Raw genomic sequence first — 18,900 nt, 5'->3', positions numbered from 1 at the left:
AACTGAGGAAAAACAGCAAAACAGGAGGGGCACTTCCCCATGAAGATTCTAGCAGTTGATTACGGTGCCAGCCGCACGGGGCTTGCGGTCTGCGACCCCACCGAGTTCCTGACCACGCCCATCACCCCCCAGATCACCCTGAAGGCCCGGCCCAAGGTGGCTGCCGAGGTCTGCCGCATTGCCCAGGAGCAGAAGGCAGAGCTCATTGTGGTGGGCCTGCCGCTCAACATGGACGGCACCGAGGGCGAGCGCGCCGAGAAGAGCCGCAAGCTGGGCAAGACCCTGCAGATCTGGAGCGGCCTGCCCGTGCGGATGTGGGACGAGCGGCAGTCCACCTGTGAAGCCGCCGATATCCTGGACGAGGTGGGGACTTTTGGTGCTCACCGCAAGGCCATTCTGGATTCCGTCAGCGCCACGGTCATTCTGGAAGATTACCTCGCCTGGCGCAAGGAGCACCCCGGCGAAATGTAAACCGGAAGCAAAAAGAGACGCTTTTCAGCGCCTCTTTTTCGTTTATATGGGTAATGTCACGGTAATGCAGCTGCCCTGATCGGTCACCGAGACCATCAGGGCGCTTTTTTCTTTGCGCAGGTTCACAGCCACAGGAAAGCCGGTTTTGTCATTTTCAGTTGTTACTGCGCCTGATATGTTTCAATGCTGACGCTGTTGATGGTGATCGGTTCCGTGGGCTTCTGGTTCTCATCCACGGCGGCCTGAGCGATGGTGTCCACCACGTCCATCCCCTCGTACACCTGGCCCAGCACAGTATCGGTGTAGTCGAGGTAGGGTGCGCCGCCGGCGGTCTGATAGGCCGAGACGACCTCAGCGCGGTAGCCTGCACTGTTCATCTGGTCGGTGAGTTCCTGGGTGATGGAATCCCCGCCGGGCAGAGTGGACATGATATAAAAGACGCTGGCGCACTGGCCGGAGGAGTCCGCCGCCATGCAGAGGGCACCGGAATAATGGTGGAGTTTGTCGGTGGCCTCAGCCGGGTAGCGGCTGCCATTCCAGATGGTGGTGCCCTTGCCGTCAGCACCCTGACCGGCCTCCACCACAAAGTCCTGCTCCACACGGGTCACGGTCAGGCCGTTATAGTAGCCCGCCTGCACCAGACCCACAAAGTTATCATAGGCCTGCGGGGCCTGCTCCGGGAAGAGCACGGCCTTGAACACACCTGCCGTGGTATCGAACACCGCCACGGGTTCCCCCGCCGCCGGGTGGGTGAACTGCAGCTCGGCCGATTCCACCGCCGGGCGGGTGATGGTCTTTGTTCCGGCTCCGCTGCTGCCGCCGATGTTTTTCACAAGGCTGCAGCCGGACAGTGCAAAACTCACGGCCAGCAGCAGCGCCGCCAGCCGGACACGGGTCTTATTCATAAACAGATCCCTCCGTTCATATTCTGATAGCAGTTCCCCCGCACGCGGGAGATACGCAGAATTCAGTATAGCATATTTCTGCCCGGGAAGCGAGAGGGAAATGCGTGAAAATTTGTCGTGCATTTTCTGTGCGAAAAACATCTTGACGAGCAGGCAAAAAAACGCTACACTATAAGCACAGCAAGGGACGGCAGGAACGCAGCAGATCCCGGGCTGTGTGCGTAATTTTATTTGAGTACCATCCCTTTGATTGGGTTTGGATAGACAGGAGAACGTATCTTATGGCAGAAGAGATCAAGAACCCGAACACCGAAGAGGAATATCAGCCCGATCTGATGACTCTTGAGGATGAGGACGGCAATGAGGTCACGTTTGAAGTGATCGATGCACTGGACCATAAGGGCGTGCATTACCTTGCAGTTGTCGAATACGCAGAGGATGAAGAGGATGTCAACGAGGACGCACAGCTGGTCATCCTGAGCGTGGGCGAGGACAGCGAGGGCGAATATCTGGACGTTGTGGAGGATGACGAGACTCTGATGGAAGTCAGCAAGCTGTTTGAGCAGCGCCTGAGCGACCAGTTCGAGATCGAGTAATTTCCCTGCACAGACAGATTCCCAGGCAAGACTTCCTGCCCGGCGCGATTTGTTGCGGTTTATATGATCCTACTAATCATTCAACGGGAGCCCGGAGTTCTCCGGCGGATTGCAGACCTCCCCGCCATGGGTCGACCATGGAGGTTCGATGAGGAAGCGTGAATCCGGCGACAGGGCACCCACCTGTCCGTAAGGGTAGGTTTGATTGCCGCAGACGACCGGGCGGGATCTTTTTATAGCATTGCATCCACCGCTGGCCTGCCACAAGGCCAGTGTGTGGATTTTTTTATAGGACGACCTCTCAGGCACTGATGCCCCCGCTCCCCTATTAGGGGAGGTGGCATTGCGCAGCAATGACGGAGAGGTTTTGGTGATGATGGAAAGGATGTGCATTGCGGTATGAAAAGCGAACATCTTGTGGGGACGAGCATCCCCCGTTTCACCTACGACACCCCCACGGTGCCGGGCAATGATTTTTACGCCCTGTGCGAGGGGGAGCATCCGCTGTGCATGATCTTCCTGCCCGGGTTCGACCACCCTGTCAGCCGCGAATATATCACCCGCTACCTAAAAACGCTGCCCCAGCTCAAGGGGGCACGGCTTGTCTGTGTGGTGCGTTCCTCGGCGCAGGCGGTGGCAAAAGCCACCCACGGCTCAGATTTCCCCTTTCCTGTCATCTGCGACGGCCCCGGCGTGCTGTACGGCTACCTGGGCGTAGAGCAGACCCGCGGCCTGTTGAGCTGGAGCTTTGCGGCCCAGAAGATCTACAAGGCCGCCAGAGATGCCGGTTACCACTACGACACCAAAGCCCCTCAGCTGCTGCCGCTGACGCTGGTGGTGGGCCACCTGGGCAAGATTCTGTTCACCCACTCGGGCCGCAGCCAGACCGACCTGCCCGAGGACTGCGCCGCCATCAGCGAGATCGTGCGGGCTGTGGAAAAGGCCACCGCCCCCACCGACGGCCCCGCAGACCCCCACTGCTCGGACGAGACCCTTACCCTGCCCGATCTGGTGGGTTGGGATAACTGAATGATCCACAAAAACGGCTGCTGCACATTTTCCGTGCAGCAGCCGTTTTTTCATTCTTCCGTTTCCTCTGCAAACAGCCCCGGGATGCCGCAGACAGCGGCCACGCCCACCACCGTAAACACGATGCGCGACCAGATTGAACTGCTGCCGCCCAGCAGCCAGCCCACAAAGTCAAACTGGAACAGGCCCACAAGCCCCCAGTTGATGCCGCCAATGATCATCAGGATCAGGCATACTTTATAAAAGGTCTGCACAAAAAGACCTCCTTTCCTTTGGGCAGTTTTCCCCATTGGAAAGGAGGTTATACATATTACAGCATCCACTTCGGGCTGATGACCCGCGCGCCGCCCCGATCGGGCCGGGCCACATACACCTGCGGCCACTGCGCCCTGACAGCCTCGGCAGCGCTTCGGGCAGCTTCTTCGCTCTCAAAGATGCCAAACACAGCCGCGCCGCTGCCGGTCATCAGGGCAGTGACAGCGCCGTTCTCTTTCAGCGCGGTCTTGATGGCCTCGTTGTCTCTGGCTCCGCTGCATTCCTCCAGCGCGTTGCCTGCGGCGGCACACACACCCGCCAGATCCTCGGCGCGGACCGCCTTTTCCTGGGCTTCGCAGTCGGGGTGGGTGCTGCTGCCCACTTTGTCATAAGCGGCAAAGGCTTCCGGGGTGGAAACGCCGTAATCGGGCATGACCACCGTGAACCAGCAGTCCGGGCAGGGCGGCAGGGCTTTCATCACATCGCCCACGCCCTGCACCCGGCAGGTGCCGCCCATCAGGGCAAAGGGCACATCCGCGCCGATCTTTGCCCCCAGCGCGCAGAGCTCACTCATGGAGAGCTTTGCGCCGTAAAGGACGTTCAGGCCCACCAGCACACCAGCGGCATCGGCGCTGCCGCCTGCCATACCGGCACGCACCGGCACATTCTTATAAATGGTGATCTCTACACCCGCCAGCAGGCCGGTATAGTGGAAGAAGGCCAGCGCCGCCTTGATGGCCGTGTTGGAATCGTTGGCGGCCACCGGGCTGCCCGGCAGAGTCAGGCTCAGGTTCTGGCTGCGGCGCAGCACCACCCGCTCGTACAGGGTGATGGCCTGCATCGTCATATCCAGGTTATGGTAGCCGTTGGGCAGCAGGCCCACCACATCCAGCGCCAGATTCAGCTTGGCCGGGGCCAGAACGGTCACGCAGTTCAGTTTTGCCATCGTTCTTCCTCCTCACTGCTCTCCGCTGTTGATGCCGTTTTCTTTCAGGAACTCCCGGATGCGCTTCATGGCCTCGGTCAGGTGCTCCACGCTGTAAGCATAGGAAACACGGCAGTAGCCCTCGCCGGATGCGCCAAAGGCATCGCCGGGCACCAGTGCAACATGCTTCTGCTCCAGCAGCTTTGTGCAGAACTCCTGGCTGGTCATACCGGTGCTCTTGATGCAGGGGAAGGCGTAGAACGCGCCCCGCGGCTCAAAGCAGGTCAGGCCCATAGAGTTAAAGCCGTGCACCACCAGGCGGCGGCGCATGTTGTACTCATCCCGCATCTTGTCGATCTCGCCGTCGCACTCCCGCAGGGCGGTGATGGCCGCATACTGGCTGGTGGTGGGGGCGCTCATAATGGCGCTCTGGTGGATCTTGGTCATAATTTTGATGATGGGAGCCGGGCCGCAGGCATAGCCCAAGCGCCAGCCGGTCATGGCATAACTCTTGGAAAAACCATTCACCACAATGGTCCGCTCGGCCATGCCGGGCAGGGTGGCAATGGAGACATGGGGCCGCAGGCCGTAGTTCAGCTCGGCGTAGATCTCATCCGAAAGCACCATGACGTTGGTATCCCGCAGGACCTCCGCAATGGCTTCCAGATCCTCCCGCTCCATCACCGCACCGGTGGGGTTGTTGGGGAACGGCATGATAAGGAGCTTGGTCTTGGGGGTGATGGCGGCTTTCAGGGCCTCGGGCCTGAGGCGGAACTCATCCTCCTGGCGGCAGGGCACATGCACCGGCACACCGCCGGACAGGGTGGTGATGGGCTCATAGCAGACAAAGCAGGGCTCCGGGATGATCACCTCATCCCCGGGCTGCACAATGGCGCGGATGCACATATCAATGGCTTCGCTGCCGCCCACGGTCACCAGCACCTCCCGCAGGGGGTCGTAGTGCAGGTGCATCCGGCGCTCCAGATATCTGCAGATCTCCGCCCGCAGCTCTTTCAGGCCTGCGTTGGCGGTGTAGCGGGTGCGGCCATGCTCCAGGCTCTCGATGCCTGCTTCCCGCACAGCCCACGGTGTTTTGAAATCCGGCTCGCCCACGCCCAGACTGATGCACTCGGGCATATCAGCTGCCAGATCAAAGAATTTGCGGATGCCGGAGGGGCGCATCTCCCGTGCGGCAGGCGCGATCAGTTTATCGTAATCCATCACAGAACCGTGCACTCTCTTTCATCGATCTCTTCGTCCTGATACAGGCGGCCCTCTTTTTTATAGGTGCGCAGGACAAAATGGGTGGCAGTGGACAGCACATCGTCCAGCGGGCTCAGGCGCTTTGCCACGAACAGGGCGATTTCCTGGAAAGTCTGGCCCTTGATGACCAGCTGCAGGTCATAGCCGCCGCTCATCAGCAGCACGCTCTCCACCTCGTCAAAGGCGGCAATGGTGGCTGCGATCTCATCAAAGCCGCGGCTCTTCTTGGGGCTGACGTTCAGCTCGATGACTGCTTCCACCCGGTTCACCCCGGCCTTTTCCCAGTCCACAAGGGTCTTGTAGCCCTTGATGATGCCCTGCGCCCGGGCCAGGTCGATCATAGCCGCCACCTCGGCGGGGGATTTATTCAGCATGGTGGCAATGTCCTCAATGGGCAGCCGCGCATTGTCTTCCAGAATCTTCAAAAGCTGTTCCATGGTCGTTTCTCCTTTGTTTTGCGCGGGTGGGCGCACCCGCCCCGCTGTTATTTTTCAGTATAGCACAAGAATCGCCGCTTTGCATCTTGTTTTTTACATCAAAGCGGTATAGAATGTCTTTTCCGCCTGAAAACTGCTCTTTTTTCCAAAAAGAGTGTTCAAAAATCGGCAAATCTGCTATACTGAAATTAAACCCTTCCGTCAAAGCCTGACGGCTTTGCCACCTCCCCTAATAGGGGCGGCCTTGGCAGAATGATACAGTTTGTGCGGAACGGGGAACTTGCAAAACTCCACGCAACGCCAGAGGCCCCACTACTAGGGGGGCTGGCGCGAAGCGCCTGAGGGGTTTTTACCAGAAACAATGGGGGTAAGGAATATGAAAGCGTTTATCACTGTCATCGGACACGATACCGTGGGCGTTGTTGCCAAAGTGGCCGCCCTTTGCTGCGAGCTGAACATCAATATTGAGGATGTGACCCAGAGCGTTCTGCAGGGCATGTTTGCCATGATTATGCTGGTGGACATCTCCAAGTGCAGCGTCAGCCATGAGGAGCTGCACGCCCGCACCGATGCTCTGGCCAAGGAGATGGGGATGCAGATCAATCTGACCCGTCAGGAAGTTTTTGACGCGATGCATACCATCTAACAGACAAGACCTCTCAGACGCTTTGCGCCAGCCCCCTTAATAGAGGTGGCATTGCGAAGCAATGACGGAGAGGTTCAGAAAGGATACTCTTATGAGCATGATGAATACCGGCGACATCCTCGAGACCATCGAGATGTTCACGCAGGACAATCTGGACGTGCGCACGGTCACCATGGGCATCAGCCTGCTGGACTGCATTGATCCGGACCCGAAGAAGGCCTGCGAAAAAATCTACAATAAGATCACCACCAAGGCAGCCGATCTGGTGCCCGCCGTAGAGCATATCAGCGCCGAGTACGGCATTCCCATCATCAACAAGCGGATCAGCGTCACCCCCATTGCCATGCTGCTGGGTGCCTGCCCCGATGCAGACCCCGTGGACTTTGCCAAGGCACTGGATGCCGCAGGCAAAAAGGTGGGCGTGAACTTTGTGGGCGGCTACACCGCCCTTGTGCACAAGGGCTTCTCGGCCGGTGACCGCCGCCTGATCGAGTCCATCCCCCGCGCACTGGCCGAGACCGACATCGTGTGCAGCTCGGTGAATATCGGTGCCACCAAGGCGGGCCTGAACATGGATGCCATCAAGCTGATGGGCGAAGCCGTAAAGAAGGCCAGCGAGCTGACCGCCGACCGCCAGTGCATCGGCGCGGCAAAGCTGGTGGTGTTCTGCAACGCACCCGAGGACAATCCCTTCATGGCCGGTGCATTCCACGGCCCCGGCGAGCCCGACTGTGAGATCCACGTCGGCGTTTCCGGCCCCGGCGCTGTGCGCGCCGCGCTGGCAAAGCTGCCTAAGGATGCTCCCATCGACGAGGTGGCGGAGCTGGTCAAGCGCACCGCCTTCAAGATCACCCGCGTGGGCCAGCTGGTGGCCAATCTGGCCTCCAAGGCTCTGGGCGTGCCCGCGGGCATCATCGACCTTTCGCTGGCCCCCACCCCTGCTGTGGGCGACAGCGTGGCCAACATTCTGGAAGAAATGGGCCTTGAGACCTGCGGCTGCTGCGGCACCACGGCCTGCCTGGCCCTGCTGAACGATGCTGTGAAGAAGGGCGGCGTGATGGCCTCCAACCATGTGGGCGGCCTCTCCGGTGCCTTTATCCCCGTCAGCGAGGATGACGGCATGATCCACGCCGCCGAGTGCGGCTGCCTGACCATCGAAAAGCTGGAAGCCATGACAGCTGTCTGCTCGGTGGGCATCGATATGGTCATCATCCCCGGCGATACCACCCCCGCTGTCATCAGCGCCCTGATCGCCGACGAAGCCGCCATTGGCATGGTGAACAGCAAGACCACCGCTGTCCGCGTCATTCCCGCCATCGGCCGCAAGGCTGGCGAGATCCTGGATTTCGGCGGTCTGCTGGGCTATGGCCCCATCATGCCGGTCAATCAGCGTGACCCCTCGGTGTTCATCAACCGCGGCGGCCGCCTGCCGGCTCCCATGCAGTCCCTGAAGAACTAAAAGGAACAACCCTCTCAGTCAATGCTTCGCATTGCCAGCTCCCCCGAAGGGGGAGCCCTTGGCATTACAGTCAGGCTTCACTGCAAAAATCAAGTATCAGAATAAAATGTGTCAAACAGGCCCATTCTCTGGTTATCATTTCCAGAAAAGGGGCCTGTTTTTATGCTGCCATTCTTTGCCCGCACGCTCACCCGCCGTGAGATGGCGCTGGGGTGCGCCGTGCTTTCCCTTGCGCTGCTTCTGAGCGCCCTGCCTGCTGCCCTGCGCTGGGGGCAGGCACAGCTGGACACCGGGGCCCTCCTCTGTGCCGACACCCTGCGCTTCCACATCCGGGCCGACAGCGATTCCCCTGCCGACCAGACCGCCAAGCTCGCCGTGCGGGATGCCGTTCTGGCCTACGCCGATGTCCACTGCACCGCACAGGACAAGCCTGCCGCCCTGCTCTGGGCGGCAGAGAACCTGCCCGCACTGGAGCTGACGGCCCGGGCCGTGCTGGCAAGGCGTGGGATCTTTTCCACCGTTACGGTACAGCTGGTGGAAATGTACTTCGACACCACCCGCTATTCCACCGGCATCCTGCCCGCCGGGCGGTATCTAGCTCTGCGCATCGACCTGGGCGGCAACGCCCGCCACGGCAAAAACTGGTGGTGCGTGCTCTACCCGGGGCTGTGCCGCTCTGCCTGCGGCACCTACGCCCTGCCGGAGGAAAATGATCTGGTGTGCGGGGGGTATGTGGTGCGGTTCAAGTGTGTGGAGTGGTGGCAGCGGGTGACAGCGAGCCGGGAAGATCAGGTGCTGGTCGAAACAGCCTCGCCCTCTCAGGCGCGAAGCAAAGACGGAGAGGGCAAAAACGCTATGGCACACCTCCCCACAGCGCTGCATACGCTGTCGTGGAAGGAGTGTGACCACAATGGCGATCCCCGCTTATTATTCGTTGATCCAAAAGGGCTCCTACGGCCCGGACGAAGCCCTGGTGCAGACCTGGCTGAACGGCGTGCGTGACCAGTGCAGCTATTACCCCGTACTGACCACAGACGGCCGCTTTGGCACCAGGAGCGAAAACGCCGTGAAAGAATTCCAGCTCCGGAACAATATGAACATGGACGGCAAAGTCGGGGCAAACACCTGGAACGTCCTCTACGCAAAGTACACCGCAAAGCACGGGCTGGCAGTACCCTATCCCGGCATCGTGATGCGCACCGGCATGTCCGGCGGCACCATCCGGCTCATCCAGCAGAAGCTCAACACGCTGGGGGAGAAGATCGGCACGGACGGAAAGTTCGGCTCCCGGACTGCCGCCGCTGTTCAGCGGTTCCAGCGCCGCAACGGCCTGACCGCTGACGGTGCCGTGGGCAAGGCCACCTGGGAGAAGCTGTTCCCCGCTAGTTAAAAATTTCAATCGGCTCCGGGCAAAAATGCGGTTAAGAGATCTTCACGCCGACAGGCGGGAATCTCCAGCATTTTTGTTCGGAGCCCTCTGCTTTGGGGTTACTAGGGGCGAGCAGCCCCTAGTTCGTGCCTCCCGCGCTTCGAAAGTAGCGGGTGCTTTTCTGGTTCTCTTTTGGCACGCAAAAGAGAACATTCCGTGGTATAATAGAGCCATCCTTTTAGAAAGGGGGCTTTCCCCATGCGTTTTCTCCACCTCTCCGACCTGCACCTGGGCAAACGGGTCTGCGAGTTCTCCATGCTGGATGACCAGCGCTATATTTTAGAGCAGATCTTATCCCTGCTCGATTCCCACCCCGTGGATGCCGTGCTGCTGGCCGGTGACCTGTACGACAAACCCGTGCCGCCTGCCGAGGCGGTCCGCCTGCTGGACTGGTTCCTCACCGAGCTTTCCCACCGGGAACTGCCGGTGTTCGCCATCTCGGGCAACCACGATTCCGCCGACCGGGTGGCCTTTGGCTCTGCCCTGCTGGCCGAAAGCAGGGTCTACGTCTCGCCGGTGTTTTCCGGCCCGCCGGAGCCCATCACCCTCACCGACGCACACGGCCCGGTCGATCTGTACTTACTGCCCTTTTTGAAGCCCGCCATGGTGCGGCACGTCTGGCCGGACGCGCCCATTGAGAGCTACAACGATGCCCTTGCCTGCGTGCTGGATCACTGTTCGCCTGACCCGGTCCACCGCAGTGTGCTAGTGGCACACCAGTTCGTGGCAGGAGCTGCCTCCTGCGAGAGTGAGGAGCCCAGCGTGGGCGGCATAGACTGGGTGGATGCCGCCCTGTTCGACAAGTTCGACTATGTGGCGCTGGGGCATCTGCACAGCCCCCAGAAGGTGGGCCGGGACACCCTGCGCTACTGCGGAACGCCGCTGAAGTATTCCTTCTCGGAGGCCAGCCAGCACAAGAGCGTGACCTTTGTGGAGCTGGGCGAAAAGGGCAGCGTGACCATTGCCGCCGAACCGCTGGTGCCCCGGCACGATCTGCGGGAGCTGCGCGGCAGCTACATGGAGCTGACCGACCGCCGCAATTACGAGGGCACCGCCGTGGATGATTACCTGCACATCACCCTGACCGATGAGCAGGACATTCCCGAGGCACTGGCCCGCCTGCGGGTCATCTACCCCAACCTGATGCGGCTGGATTACGACAACCGCCGCACCCAGACCCGGCAGGAGCTGGATGCCCCTGCAAAGGCCGAACAGAAAACACCGCTGGAGCACTTTGCAGATTTTTACCAGCTGCAGAACAACCAGCCCCTGACCGATGAGCAGGCGGCTTTCTGCCAGCAGCTCATTGAAAGCATCTGGAAGGAGGAGAACGCATGAGACCGCTCAAGCTGACCCTCTCGGCCTTTGGCCCCTATGCAGGCACTACCACCCTGCCGCTGGAGCAATTGGGCAGAGGCGGGCTCTACCTTGTCACCGGTGACACCGGCGCGGGCAAGACCACCCTGTTCGATGCCATCACCTACGCCCTGTACGATCATTCCAGCGGCGGCGTGCGGGATGGGGCCATGCTCCGCAGCAAATACGCGGACCCCGGCACCCCCACCTTTGTGGAGCTGGAATTTGAGGTGCGGGGGCAGCGGTACACCGTCCGGCGCAACCCGGAGTATCTGCGCCCCAAGGCCCGGGGCGATGGATTCACCACTGAAAAGGCGGATGCCGCCCTGACCTATGCCGACGGCCGCCCGCCTGTGACCAAAGCCAAGGAGGTGACTGCCGCTGTCATTGATATCATCGGGCTGGACTACAACCAATTTTCCCAGATCGCCATGATCGCGCAGGGGCAGTTCACCCGCCTGCTCAACGCCACCACTGAGGAGCGGAGCAAGATCTTCCGCAAGCTGTTCCGCACCCAGCGCTATCAGAAACTGCAGGAAGCGCTGGCTGAGGAAAACTCCGCCCTCACGGCCCGGCGCGCCGCCCTGAACGCAAAGCTGGACGCAGTGCTTGCGGGCATCTCGTATGATGCCGCAGACCCGGAGGCCGAAACACTGGGGATACTTTCGGCGCAGATGCCGCCGGATGCAGTGGCCACCCTGCTGGAGGGGCTGACCGCCCGGCAGGAAGCTGCCGCCGCACAGGCCGCAAACGCGCTGGCTGCGCTGGACAGGCAATTGAGCACGTTACAGACCACATTGGGCGCGGCAGAGCAGGCAGAGCGCCAGCGGCAGGAGGTTGCCGGAGAACTGACCAAGGCCCGAAGCACCGCCCAGCTGGAATCCGCCAAGGCCAGCACCCGGCGCAAAACGCTGGAAGCACTGGATGCGGCACTCACGGCCTCTGAAGCAGAACTTGCCGCTCTGGCCGATGCCGACACCCGCCGGGTAGAGTTGGAGGCAGAAGCGGCCCGCCTTGCCCAGCGGGAAACCGCACTGAACGAGCTGGCCCGGAGCCTGACAGAGTGCCAGCACCGGAACACCGCCGCACGCACCGCGCAGGAGGCCTACCGGCAGGCGGCAGGCAGACAGACCGAAGCCCATTCTGCCCGGGACACGCTGGAACGGGCCTTTCTGGATGCGCAGGCGGGCCTGCTGGCTCAGACGCTGGAAGAGGGAGCCGCCTGCCCTGTCTGTGGCAGCACCCACCACCCGGCCAAAGCCCACCTGCCCCGCACCGCCCCCACCGAAGTGCAGGTGAACCAAGCCAAGCAGGCCGCCGCCCAGGCCGACAGCGCCGCACAGGAGGCCAGTGCCGCCGCACGGGAAGCGCTGACGCGGGAGCAGGAGGGCCGTGCCCAGCTGCGGAAGGATGCCGAAGCGCTTCTGCCTGAGCGGTTCACTTCGCCCGAGGGGCCGGTGCCCCTGACCGTGAGCCTGCTCAAGACTGCGCTGGCCGAGGAGAACGATGCTCTGCACACCGCACAGGCTGGCCTGAAGCAGCGCCAGACCAAAAACCATACCGACTGCCACCGCAAAAAAGAGCTGGAAGCCCAGCGCAAAGCACAGGCAGAACAGCGCACCGCTCTGGAAGCGCAGGTGACGGCAGCCCAGCAGGCTTCTGCCGCCGCCCAGGCTGCGGTGCAGACACTGGAAGCCCGGCAGGCTGCGGAGCATACCGCACAGCCCCAGAAGATTGCGGCGCTCAAGGCAGAGCAGAACGAGCTGCTGGCCCGGCGCAAAGCCCTTGCCGCACAGGAGAAAGACCTGAACGCCCGGCTGCTCCCCAACCGGAGGGCGCTGACCGATCACCGGAAGCTTGCCGACCAGCGGGACGCGCTGGATGCCCGTTGGCAGTGGGTAAACGCGCTGGCCTCCACGGCGGGCGGCACCCTGAGCAGCAAGCAGAAAATCCGGCTGGAGGCCTACATCCAGATGAACTACCTCGACCGCATCCTTGTCCACGCCAACACCCGCCTGATGCAGATGACGGCGGGCCAGTACGAGCTGGAGCGCATCGGTGCCGAGAACCAGCGCAGCCAGTCGGGCCTTGACCTGGGAGTCATCGACCACTACAACGGCACCCGCCGCAGTGTCAAGACCCTGTCCGGCGGCGAGAGCTTCAAGGCCTCGCTGGCGCTGGCCCTGGGCCTTTCTGATGAAGTCCAGAGCACCGCAGGCGGCATCCGGCTGGACACCCTCTTCCTCGATGAGGGCTTCGGCTCGCTGGATGAGGAATCGCTGGAGCAGGCCATCCGGGTGCTCTCCGGCCTGACCGAGGGCGACCGACTGGTGGGCATCATCTCCCATGTCGCCGCCCTGAAGGACCGCATCGACCGGCAGGTGGTCGTGCACAAGGAGCGGAGCGGAGGCAGCTGGGTGGAGATCGTGACGTGAAGCAGACTCACCCTCTCAGTCATCGCTGTCGCGATGCCAGCTCCCCCAAAGGGGGAGCCTTTGGCGAGTTTACCGCAGGCATCTGCTAAAGGGCAAGGCACTTTTGGCTCTCCCTTCGGGAGAGCTGGCTGCGAAGCAGACTGAGAGGGCAAGCCTGGTTGTGGGACAGCTTTCCCTTTCAGAATAATAAGCCTTTAAAAGGGAAAATTATTTGCGGAGGTGTTTCTTATGTCCCACAAGCAAAAGCATGTCGGCCCCACATCCAGCCGGGTGAGTCCGCCGCTGGGGGCGCTGCCCAGCCAGCCGGACAGCCCGGAGGTGCAGCTGCCGCCGGAACCGGATCTGCCGCCGATCCAGGCGGTCCCCATGACAGACGGCACACCGGCAGCCTGTATGCAGAAAAACGCCAAGGAATTTCTGGCAGGAAATACACCCGGGGTAATGGCGCAGTATGCCCCCGGGCTGTTCAGCACTGAGCAAAAGCGAAACAGCCGCCAGCCCGCACCGGATGACCCGGAGGCGGTAAAAGAACTGGTTCGCCTGCGGGAAGAGGAGCCTTATGGTTGACCCCCTCCGTCACGCTCCGCGCGCCATCGCCCCTCGCAGGGGAGCCCTTGGCAGAATGTACCGTTTTGCGGATATCACATCCGGCTCCTGCAAGTAAATTCAAAATTTTCAAATTATTTTCCAATTACCTGTTGAAATCTTCGCCGCGTTCTTATATTATGATAACAAACAAAGCAAAGGCAGGTAAGGAAACATGGCAGAAATCAAATACGAAGTGGTCCAGCGCATTGCAGTGCTGTCTCAGCGGCCCCGCGGCTGGGAGCGCCAGCTCAACCTCATCAGCTGGAACGACGGCGAACCCAAGTACGACATCCGTGATTGGTCCCCGGACGGTACCCGCATGGGCAAGGGCATTTCCCTGAGCGGCGAAGAGCTGGCCATCCTCAAGGGCATTCTGGAAGATCTGGAGCTGTAAGATGGACTACCGCGAGGAGTTTTTGCAGATCTGGCACCAGCATGTCTCCCGCCCGGGCAGCGAAAAGCTGCTGGACTGGCTGGACAACAAGACAGATTTCTTCTCGGCTCCGGCCTCCACCCGATTCCATGGGGCCTGTGACGGCGGGCTGTGCATGCACAGCCTGAACGTCTACCATGCCCTCCACGATGGCTTTTTCACCGAGGGCGAGAGTGAGGAGAGCTATGCTATCTGTGCTCTGCTGCACGATCTGTGCAAGGCCAACTACTACAAAAAAGGCACCCGCAATGTAAAGAACGATGCCACCGGCCAGTGGGAAAAGGTCCCCAGCTACAGCGTGGAGGATCTGTTCCCCTATGGCCACGGCGAGAAGAGCGTGTTCCTGATCGAGCGGTTTATGAAGCTGAAGGTCGAGGAAGCGGTAGCCATCCGCTGGCACATGGGCGGCTTTGACGATGCAGCCAAGGGCGGCTGCTTCGCCATCTCGGAGGCTTACGACAAATACCCGCTTGCCGTCAAGCTCCACATTGCCGACCTGAAGGCCACCTACCTCATGGAACACCGCACCAGCGCCGTGCGGTAACATCCCCAAGACGCAAAAAAGACGATGCACAGCGTTTGTGCATCGTCTTTTTGTTATACAGTCATTAAGCTTTCCAGCTGATGTACCAGATCCACCGCCTGATGGTCGAGCGCCGTGGTGGGCTTCCAGTCCGGCTGCGCAAAGGGGCAGCGTTCCTCCTCCGGTTCCGGCGGTGCGGCCTGCGGGGCAGGCTCCTGCTCCGGTGCGCTCTGTTCCGGTACAGCATCCGGCTGGAGCTGCTCTGCCTTGGGAGCATCCGCCGCCGGGTGGAACACGATCACCGGCAGGCCGGGCTGTTCCAGCACCTTGGGCTGCGGGGGCACGGGCGGCAGCAAACTGTTTGCCCGCGCCTGCTCACACAGAGCTTCCAGCTCAGCGTTCTCCTGCCGCAGTGCCACCATCTCCCGCTCACAGGCGTAAAGCCGGGTCTGGTAACGGCGGATCTCCGCATTGGCAGCAGCAAGACGGCGGTTCAACAGCTCCGCCTGAGCGGGCTGGCTCGGGAGCCGTCTCCCGGTTTCCGGTTCGACCTGCGCCATCGTTTCCTCCACTTCCTGCACCCTGCGCAGAGCGCGGCGGTATTCACGGGCAGCGGCGGCACAATAACGCTCCACACAGCGCAGCACACTGGTCCTGCGGCAGCTCAGCCATTCGGTGCGCAGCCAGATGTCGTTTGGTACCATCTCTGCTCCTCCCGCTCACGCGCGCAAGAGACCACGCCCCCTCCCGGGCGGTTCACACTGTAACTTACAAACTTACTTGCGCTTATTCAGGATCGCCAGCAGCTCATCGTAGTAACGGTTGTCGCTGCTCTCTTCCTCCACCGGCTTTGCAGCGCTGTTTGCGGTGGCAGCAGGCTGCTGCTTTGCGGCACCCGCGCCGGACACATCAGAGCTGAACACTGCGCTGGGGGTGGAAGCACCGGCACCGGCGGCGTTGTTCAGGCTGCTGCGCAGGCCATCGGCGGCCTTGTTGTCAAAGCCGGTGGCTACAACGGTAACGCGCATCTCATCGGACAGGTTCTCATCGAACGCAGTACCCCAGATGATGTTTGCATCGGGGTGAGCGCTCTGGGTGATGAGGCCGGCAGCGGTCTCGACATCCTCCAGGCCGATATCGGGGCTGGAGGTGATGTTGATGATCACGCCGTGTGCACCGGCAATGCTGGTCTCCAGCAGCGGAGAGGAGATCGCAGCCTTGGCGGCGTTCTCTGCCTTACCCGCGCCCTTGGCGCTGCCCACGCCCATGTGGGCGTAACCGGCATCCTTCATAATGGAGCGCACGTCGGCGAAGTCCAGGTTGATGAAGGCGGGCACATTGATCAGAGCAGAGATGGACTCCACGCCCTGACGCAGCACATTATCGGCGGCCTGGAAGGCGTTCATCAGAGTGATCTTTTCCTGGCTGATCATCTTCAGGCGCTCATTCGGGATAACGATCAGGCTGTCAACGTGCATGAGCAGGTTTGCAATGCCCTGCTCTGCCAGGCCCATCTTGCGCTTGCCCTCAAAGGAGAAGGGCTTGGTGACGATGCCCACGGTCAGGATGCCCAGATCGTGTGCCACCTCAGCCACAACAGGAGCCGCACCCGTGCCGGTGCCGCCGCCCATACCGGCGGTGATAAAGACCATCTGAGAGCCCTTCAGGGCATTTGCGATCTCGTCCTTGCTTTCCTCGGCAGCACGCTGGCCGATCTCGGGATCAGCGCCCGCGCCGCGGCCCTTGGTGAGCTTGGAGCCCAGCTGCACCTTGGTGGCAGCATGGTTCTTGGCCAGCGCCTGCTGGTCGGTGTTCATTGCAATAAATTCTACGCCCTGCAGACCGTCGCTGACCATGCGGTTGACTGCGTTGCCGCCGCCGCCGCCCACGCCAATGACCTTGATCGTCGTAACGTTTTCATCCATTTCTTCGTCGAGCATGAGTGCCATAACTTCTGTCCTCCATCGGATATGTTATCGTAAACCTGCGCTTTTCGCACAAGAAGAGTTCGATACTATACTTATATAACTGTATCGTATCATCTTTTTGCCCCGATTGCAAGACAAATTTGTTTTTTTGCAGAGGTTTTTTTCACCGTCCCGTTTCCCGTGGCCGATTCCCGCCGAATTTGCGCCCCCAAACCGGCCAAAATCTCTGTAAATCCGGCATAGCCCCGGTCGATATGCGCCGGGTGGGTGATGACCGTGGTTCCCCGGGCCGCAAGCCCCGCCAGCACCAGTGCCGCCCCGCCCCGCAGGTCGGGGGCCTCCACCACGGTGCCGCGCAAATGGCCGCCCGGCGCAATGGTCAGCACCCTGCCCGCCGTTTCGGCCTGTGCGCCCAGGCGGCAAAAACCCTCGGCACAGCCGAACCGGCGCTCAAAGATCACGTCCTCGATGCTGCTCTCGCTGTCGGCACAGAGCATTGCCGCCGCCAGCAGCGGGGCAGCATCGGTGGCAAGGGCCGGATAGGCTCCGGTGAACACCCGGCCTGCCCCGTGCAGCCGCCCAAAGCGGGAAATTCGCACCGTATCCCCTGCCGGTTCCACCCGGCACCCCATTTGTCCCAGAATTTCCAGCACCGGCGCATAGAGCGCAGGGGCGCAGCCGGTCAGTTCCACCCGGCCGCCCGCCGCCGCACAGCCGCAGGCCAGCGTGGAAGCAAAAATACGGTCGGGCAGGGGCGAAAAACAGCACCCGGAAAGCCCCCGCCGCCCTTCGATGCGGATCGTGGAGCTGCCTGCCCCCTCGATGCAGCCGCCGCACCGGTTCAGAAAAGCGGCAAGGTCGGCGATCTCCGGTTCCCGGGCCGCTCCCCGCAGGATGGTCCTGCCTCTGGCACAGGCAGCGGCCAGCAAAAGCGTCTCGGTGGCCCCTACGCTGGGGAAACGCAGGGTGATCTCGGCCCCGTGCAGGCCGGAGGGAGCTGTCAGCACCAGCCGCCCCTCCCCTGCTTCCAGCTCCACCGCCCCCATTTTTGCCAGCCCCGCCAGATGCAGGTCGATAGGCCGGGCCCCGATGCGGCACCCGCCGGGCAGGCTGGTCTCGGCGCGGCCCAGCCTTGCCAGCAGCGGCGCGCAGAACAGGATGGAGGCCCGCATTTGTCCCGCTGTTTGCCCCGGCAGGGTGCTGTTGGCAGGCGGACCGGAGAGTACCGCATCACTGCCCTCCCACCGGGCGGAACAGCCCACGCCCCGCAAAAGCGCCATGCAGTGTTCCACGTCCGCAAGGCGGGGCACAGCCTTGAGCCGCACCTCCCCCGTGCAGAGCAGCGATGCCGCAAAAAGCGGCAGAACGCTGTTTTTTGCTGCCGGAATTTTTACGCTTCCGTTCAGCGGGCGGCCCCCTGTCACCACGATCCGTTCCTCCATGTCCGTGCCCCCATTCCGCAAAAGATACCCCACCGTATGCAAAACAGGGCCGGAGTGTGAGGCGGACAAGTTTGTTTTGTAATTTATAGCATCCTCGCCCTCTCAGGCGCTTCGCGCCAGCACCGGGTTGCGGCTCCCAGCATCCGCTTCGCGCAAACCCTTGCGCTTGCGTCCTGCTGGCCGCGGCCCCAACAACTCCTCCCTCATTCCGCCGCAGGCGGTGGTCGTCGTCGTTGCTCCCAAAGGGAGAGCCTTTGGCAATTCAACTTTATGTTTTCTATTCCGTCAGGTCTCACCTCTTGATACGGATAGGACAATACCCATCTCTCCCAACAACATCATCAAGCTCGTTCCTCCGGAGGAGAAAAAGGGCAGGCTGATGCCGGTGTTGGGGATGGTATTGGTGACCACGGCCACATTGAGGACAGCCTGCAGGGCCACCTGCACGGTAAAGCCCACCACCAGCAGCGCCCCAAAGCGGTCGGGAGCATGGGCGGCAATGGTAATGCCCCGCCAGAGCAGCAGCACGAACAGCAGCACCACGGCGCAGGCCCCCACAAAGCCCAGTTCCTCGCAGACGATGGAGAAGATGAAGTCGTTCTGGGGTTCGGGCACAAACAGATGCTTCTGGCGGCTGTTCCCCAGCCCCAGCCCGGTGGCCCCGCCTGAACCAATGGCGTACAGGCTCTGGATGGTCTGGTGGCCGTCCCCCAGCGGGTCGGCAAAAGGGTCCTGCCAGGAGCGCAGGCGGTCGGCAGCGTAGGGCACAAGGTCCGGCAT

General features: G+C 61.5%; 22 protein-coding genes and 1 other RNA gene. 13 read left to right on the top strand and 10 right to left on the bottom strand.

The genetic code is table 11. The annotated features are described in order from the left end of the window. Positions 1–39: 39 nt before the first annotated feature. On the top strand, positions 40–471 hold the full coding sequence (gene ruvX / locus J3353_RS01900) for a Holliday junction resolvase RuvX (RefSeq protein ID WP_156064953.1): 432 nt from the start codon (positions 40–42) through the stop codon (positions 469–471). A gap of 161 nt (positions 472–632) precedes the next feature. On the opposite strand, the gene J3353_RS01895 is transcribed toward ruvX, so the two are convergent. After that, a complete protein-coding gene (locus J3353_RS01895; protein WP_242700814.1) occupies positions 633–1,376 on the bottom strand; it encodes a peptidylprolyl isomerase in 744 nt (247 codons plus the stop codon). Between the two features lie 281 nt (positions 1,377–1,657). Here J3353_RS01895 and J3353_RS01890 point away from each other — a divergent pair, with 281 nt between their 5' ends. From J3353_RS01890 to J3353_RS01880, 3 genes are all read left to right on the top strand, one after another. Beyond that, a complete protein-coding gene (locus tag J3353_RS01890) occupies positions 1,658–1,972 on the top strand; it encodes a DUF1292 domain-containing protein (RefSeq protein WP_005935590.1) in 315 nt (104 codons plus the stop codon). A gap of 29 nt (positions 1,973–2,001) precedes the next feature. After that, positions 2,002–2,205, top strand: a non-coding RNA gene (gene ssrS / locus J3353_RS01885) — 6S RNA. A 166-nt stretch (positions 2,206–2,371) separates the two neighbouring features. Further along, positions 2,372–3,001 (top strand): hypothetical protein, encoded by a 630-nt coding sequence (locus J3353_RS01880; protein ID WP_098923009.1) that lies wholly within the window; start codon positions 2,372–2,374, stop codon positions 2,999–3,001. Between the two features lie 50 nt (positions 3,002–3,051). Here J3353_RS01880 and J3353_RS01875 read toward each other — a convergent pair whose 3' ends face one another. Genes J3353_RS01875 through J3353_RS01855 form a run of 5 tightly spaced genes read right to left on the bottom strand, consistent with a single transcriptional unit; the run spans position 3,052 to position 6,053 of the window. Next, positions 3,052–3,291: a DUF378 domain-containing protein gene (locus tag J3353_RS01875; RefSeq protein WP_005935597.1), complete on the bottom strand. Its 240-nt coding sequence runs from the start codon at positions 3,289–3,291 to the stop codon at positions 3,052–3,054. Positions 3,292–3,311: 20 nt separating this feature from the next. Beyond that, a complete protein-coding gene (gene ispE / locus J3353_RS01870; protein ID WP_207683989.1) occupies positions 3,312–4,202 on the bottom strand; it encodes a 4-(cytidine 5'-diphospho)-2-C-methyl-D-erythritol kinase in 891 nt (296 codons plus the stop codon). 12 nt (positions 4,203–4,214) lie between these two features. Continuing rightward, positions 4,215–5,402 (bottom strand): pyridoxal phosphate-dependent aminotransferase, encoded by a 1,188-nt coding sequence (locus J3353_RS01865; RefSeq protein WP_117505728.1) that lies wholly within the window; start codon positions 5,400–5,402, stop codon positions 4,215–4,217. Continuing rightward, positions 5,402–5,881, bottom strand: coding sequence for an Lrp/AsnC family transcriptional regulator (locus J3353_RS01860; RefSeq protein ID WP_005935606.1), 480 nt, complete (start codon positions 5,879–5,881; stop codon positions 5,402–5,404). The genes J3353_RS01865 and J3353_RS01860 overlap by 1 nt, the downstream gene beginning before the upstream one ends. After that, positions 5,832–6,053, bottom strand: coding sequence for a hypothetical protein (locus J3353_RS01855; protein ID WP_207683988.1), 222 nt, complete (start codon positions 6,051–6,053; stop codon positions 5,832–5,834). Before J3353_RS01855 ends, J3353_RS01860 begins: the two co-directional genes overlap by 50 nt. Before the next feature lie 204 nt (positions 6,054–6,257). Here J3353_RS01855 and J3353_RS01850 point away from each other — a divergent pair, with 204 nt between their 5' ends. From J3353_RS01850 to J3353_RS01810, 9 genes are all read left to right on the top strand, one after another. Beyond that, entirely contained in the window at positions 6,258–6,527 is a 270-nt protein-coding gene (locus J3353_RS01850) for an ACT domain-containing protein (RefSeq protein WP_098923015.1), read from the top strand. Positions 6,528–6,618: 91 nt separating this feature from the next. Continuing rightward, positions 6,619–7,986, top strand: coding sequence for a PFL family protein (locus J3353_RS01845; protein ID WP_082210803.1), 1,368 nt, complete (start codon positions 6,619–6,621; stop codon positions 7,984–7,986). A gap of 162 nt (positions 7,987–8,148) precedes the next feature. After that, entirely contained in the window at positions 8,149–8,988 is an 840-nt protein-coding gene (locus tag J3353_RS01840) for a stage II sporulation protein R (RefSeq protein ID WP_242700813.1), read from the top strand. After that, positions 8,897–9,376: a peptidoglycan-binding protein gene (locus J3353_RS01835; protein ID WP_207683987.1), complete on the top strand. Its 480-nt coding sequence runs from the start codon at positions 8,897–8,899 to the stop codon at positions 9,374–9,376. The genes J3353_RS01840 and J3353_RS01835 overlap by 92 nt, the downstream gene beginning before the upstream one ends. Before the next feature lie 237 nt (positions 9,377–9,613). Then, positions 9,614–10,753: an exonuclease SbcCD subunit D gene (locus J3353_RS01830; RefSeq protein ID WP_207683986.1), complete on the top strand. Its 1,140-nt coding sequence runs from the start codon at positions 9,614–9,616 to the stop codon at positions 10,751–10,753. Beyond that, a complete protein-coding gene (locus J3353_RS01825; RefSeq protein WP_207683985.1) occupies positions 10,750–13,206 on the top strand; it encodes an AAA family ATPase in 2,457 nt (818 codons plus the stop codon). The genes J3353_RS01830 and J3353_RS01825 overlap by 4 nt, the downstream gene beginning before the upstream one ends. Positions 13,207–13,434: 228 nt before the next feature. Further along, a complete protein-coding gene (locus J3353_RS01820; RefSeq protein WP_207683984.1) occupies positions 13,435–13,773 on the top strand; it encodes a hypothetical protein in 339 nt (112 codons plus the stop codon). A 193-nt stretch (positions 13,774–13,966) separates the two neighbouring features. Then, on the top strand, positions 13,967–14,188 hold the full coding sequence (locus J3353_RS01815; RefSeq protein ID WP_005935630.1) for a YdbC family protein: 222 nt from the start codon (positions 13,967–13,969) through the stop codon (positions 14,186–14,188). 1 nt (position 14,189) lies between these two features. Then, on the top strand, positions 14,190–14,771 hold the full coding sequence (locus tag J3353_RS01810) for a hypothetical protein (protein WP_005935632.1): 582 nt from the start codon (positions 14,190–14,192) through the stop codon (positions 14,769–14,771). A 53-nt stretch (positions 14,772–14,824) separates the two neighbouring features. Here the strand turns inward: J3353_RS01810 and J3353_RS01805 are convergent, their stop codons facing one another. The 4 genes from J3353_RS01805 to J3353_RS01790 form a co-directional block, all read right to left on the bottom strand. Then, complete coding sequence (locus J3353_RS01805) at positions 14,825–15,454, bottom strand: hypothetical protein (protein WP_207683983.1); 630 nt, start codon at positions 15,452–15,454, stop codon at positions 14,825–14,827. A 72-nt stretch (positions 15,455–15,526) separates the two neighbouring features. Continuing rightward, positions 15,527–16,699, bottom strand: coding sequence for a cell division protein FtsZ (gene ftsZ / locus J3353_RS01800; protein WP_207683982.1), 1,173 nt, complete (start codon positions 16,697–16,699; stop codon positions 15,527–15,529). Between the two features lie 89 nt (positions 16,700–16,788). Beyond that, positions 16,789–18,120, bottom strand: a complete 1,332-nt coding sequence (locus tag J3353_RS01795) for a UDP-N-acetylglucosamine 1-carboxyvinyltransferase (protein WP_207683981.1) — start codon at positions 18,118–18,120, stop codon at positions 16,789–16,791. Between the two features lie 285 nt (positions 18,121–18,405). Next, positions 18,406–18,900: FtsW/RodA/SpoVE family cell cycle protein (locus tag J3353_RS01790; RefSeq protein ID WP_207683980.1), on the bottom strand; the 495-nt coding region annotated here is incomplete at its 5' end.

The organism is Faecalibacterium sp. Marseille-Q4137, from assembly GCF_017377535.1.
In the GTDB taxonomy this organism is placed as follows: Bacteria; Bacillota; Clostridia; order Oscillospirales; family Ruminococcaceae; genus Faecalibacterium; species Faecalibacterium duncaniae.
The sequence above is the reverse complement of the archived record's forward strand: the minus strand, read 5'-3'. Positions and strand labels throughout refer to the sequence as shown.

What these genes read in the sequence shown, in the direction of transcription:
- J3353_RS01860 (WP_005935606.1), bottom strand. Translation starts at nt 5,881, where the DNA reads ATGGAACAGCTTTTGAAGATTCTGGAAGACAATGCGCGGCTGCCCATT.
- ruvX (WP_156064953.1), top strand. Translation starts at nt 40, where the DNA reads ATGAAGATTCTAGCAGTTGATTACGGTGCCAGCCGCACGGGGCTTGCG.
- J3353_RS01795 (WP_207683981.1), bottom strand. Translation starts at nt 18,120, where the DNA reads ATGGAGGAACGGATCGTGGTGACAGGGGGCCGCCCGCTGAACGGAAGC.
- J3353_RS01875 (WP_005935597.1), bottom strand. Translation starts at nt 3,291, where the DNA reads ATGGGGAAAACTGCCCAAAGGAAAGGAGGTCTTTTTGTGCAGACCTTT.
- J3353_RS01835 (WP_207683987.1), top strand. Translation starts at nt 8,897, where the DNA reads ATGGCGATCCCCGCTTATTATTCGTTGATCCAAAAGGGCTCCTACGGC.
- J3353_RS01865 (WP_117505728.1), bottom strand. Translation starts at nt 5,402, where the DNA reads ATGGATTACGATAAACTGATCGCGCCTGCCGCACGGGAGATGCGCCCC.
- J3353_RS01810 (WP_005935632.1), top strand. Translation starts at nt 14,190, where the DNA reads ATGGACTACCGCGAGGAGTTTTTGCAGATCTGGCACCAGCATGTCTCC.
- J3353_RS01880 (WP_098923009.1), top strand. Translation starts at nt 2,372, where the DNA reads ATGAAAAGCGAACATCTTGTGGGGACGAGCATCCCCCGTTTCACCTAC.
- J3353_RS01830 (WP_207683986.1), top strand. Translation starts at nt 9,614, where the DNA reads ATGCGTTTTCTCCACCTCTCCGACCTGCACCTGGGCAAACGGGTCTGC.
- J3353_RS01840 (WP_242700813.1), top strand. Translation starts at nt 8,149, where the DNA reads ATGCTGCCATTCTTTGCCCGCACGCTCACCCGCCGTGAGATGGCGCTG.
- ftsZ (WP_207683982.1), bottom strand. Translation starts at nt 16,699, where the DNA reads ATGGCACTCATGCTCGACGAAGAAATGGATGAAAACGTTACGACGATC.
- J3353_RS01825 (WP_207683985.1), top strand. Translation starts at nt 10,750, where the DNA reads ATGAGACCGCTCAAGCTGACCCTCTCGGCCTTTGGCCCCTATGCAGGC.
- J3353_RS01820 (WP_207683984.1), top strand. Translation starts at nt 13,435, where the DNA reads ATGTCCCACAAGCAAAAGCATGTCGGCCCCACATCCAGCCGGGTGAGT.
- J3353_RS01845 (WP_082210803.1), top strand. Translation starts at nt 6,619, where the DNA reads ATGAGCATGATGAATACCGGCGACATCCTCGAGACCATCGAGATGTTC.
- J3353_RS01895 (WP_242700814.1), bottom strand. Translation starts at nt 1,376, where the DNA reads ATGAATAAGACCCGTGTCCGGCTGGCGGCGCTGCTGCTGGCCGTGAGT.
- ispE (WP_207683989.1), bottom strand. Translation starts at nt 4,202, where the DNA reads ATGGCAAAACTGAACTGCGTGACCGTTCTGGCCCCGGCCAAGCTGAAT.
- J3353_RS01805 (WP_207683983.1), bottom strand. Translation starts at nt 15,454, where the DNA reads ATGGTACCAAACGACATCTGGCTGCGCACCGAATGGCTGAGCTGCCGC.
- J3353_RS01815 (WP_005935630.1), top strand. Translation starts at nt 13,967, where the DNA reads ATGGCAGAAATCAAATACGAAGTGGTCCAGCGCATTGCAGTGCTGTCT.
- J3353_RS01890 (WP_005935590.1), top strand. Translation starts at nt 1,658, where the DNA reads ATGGCAGAAGAGATCAAGAACCCGAACACCGAAGAGGAATATCAGCCC.
- J3353_RS01850 (WP_098923015.1), top strand. Translation starts at nt 6,258, where the DNA reads ATGAAAGCGTTTATCACTGTCATCGGACACGATACCGTGGGCGTTGTT.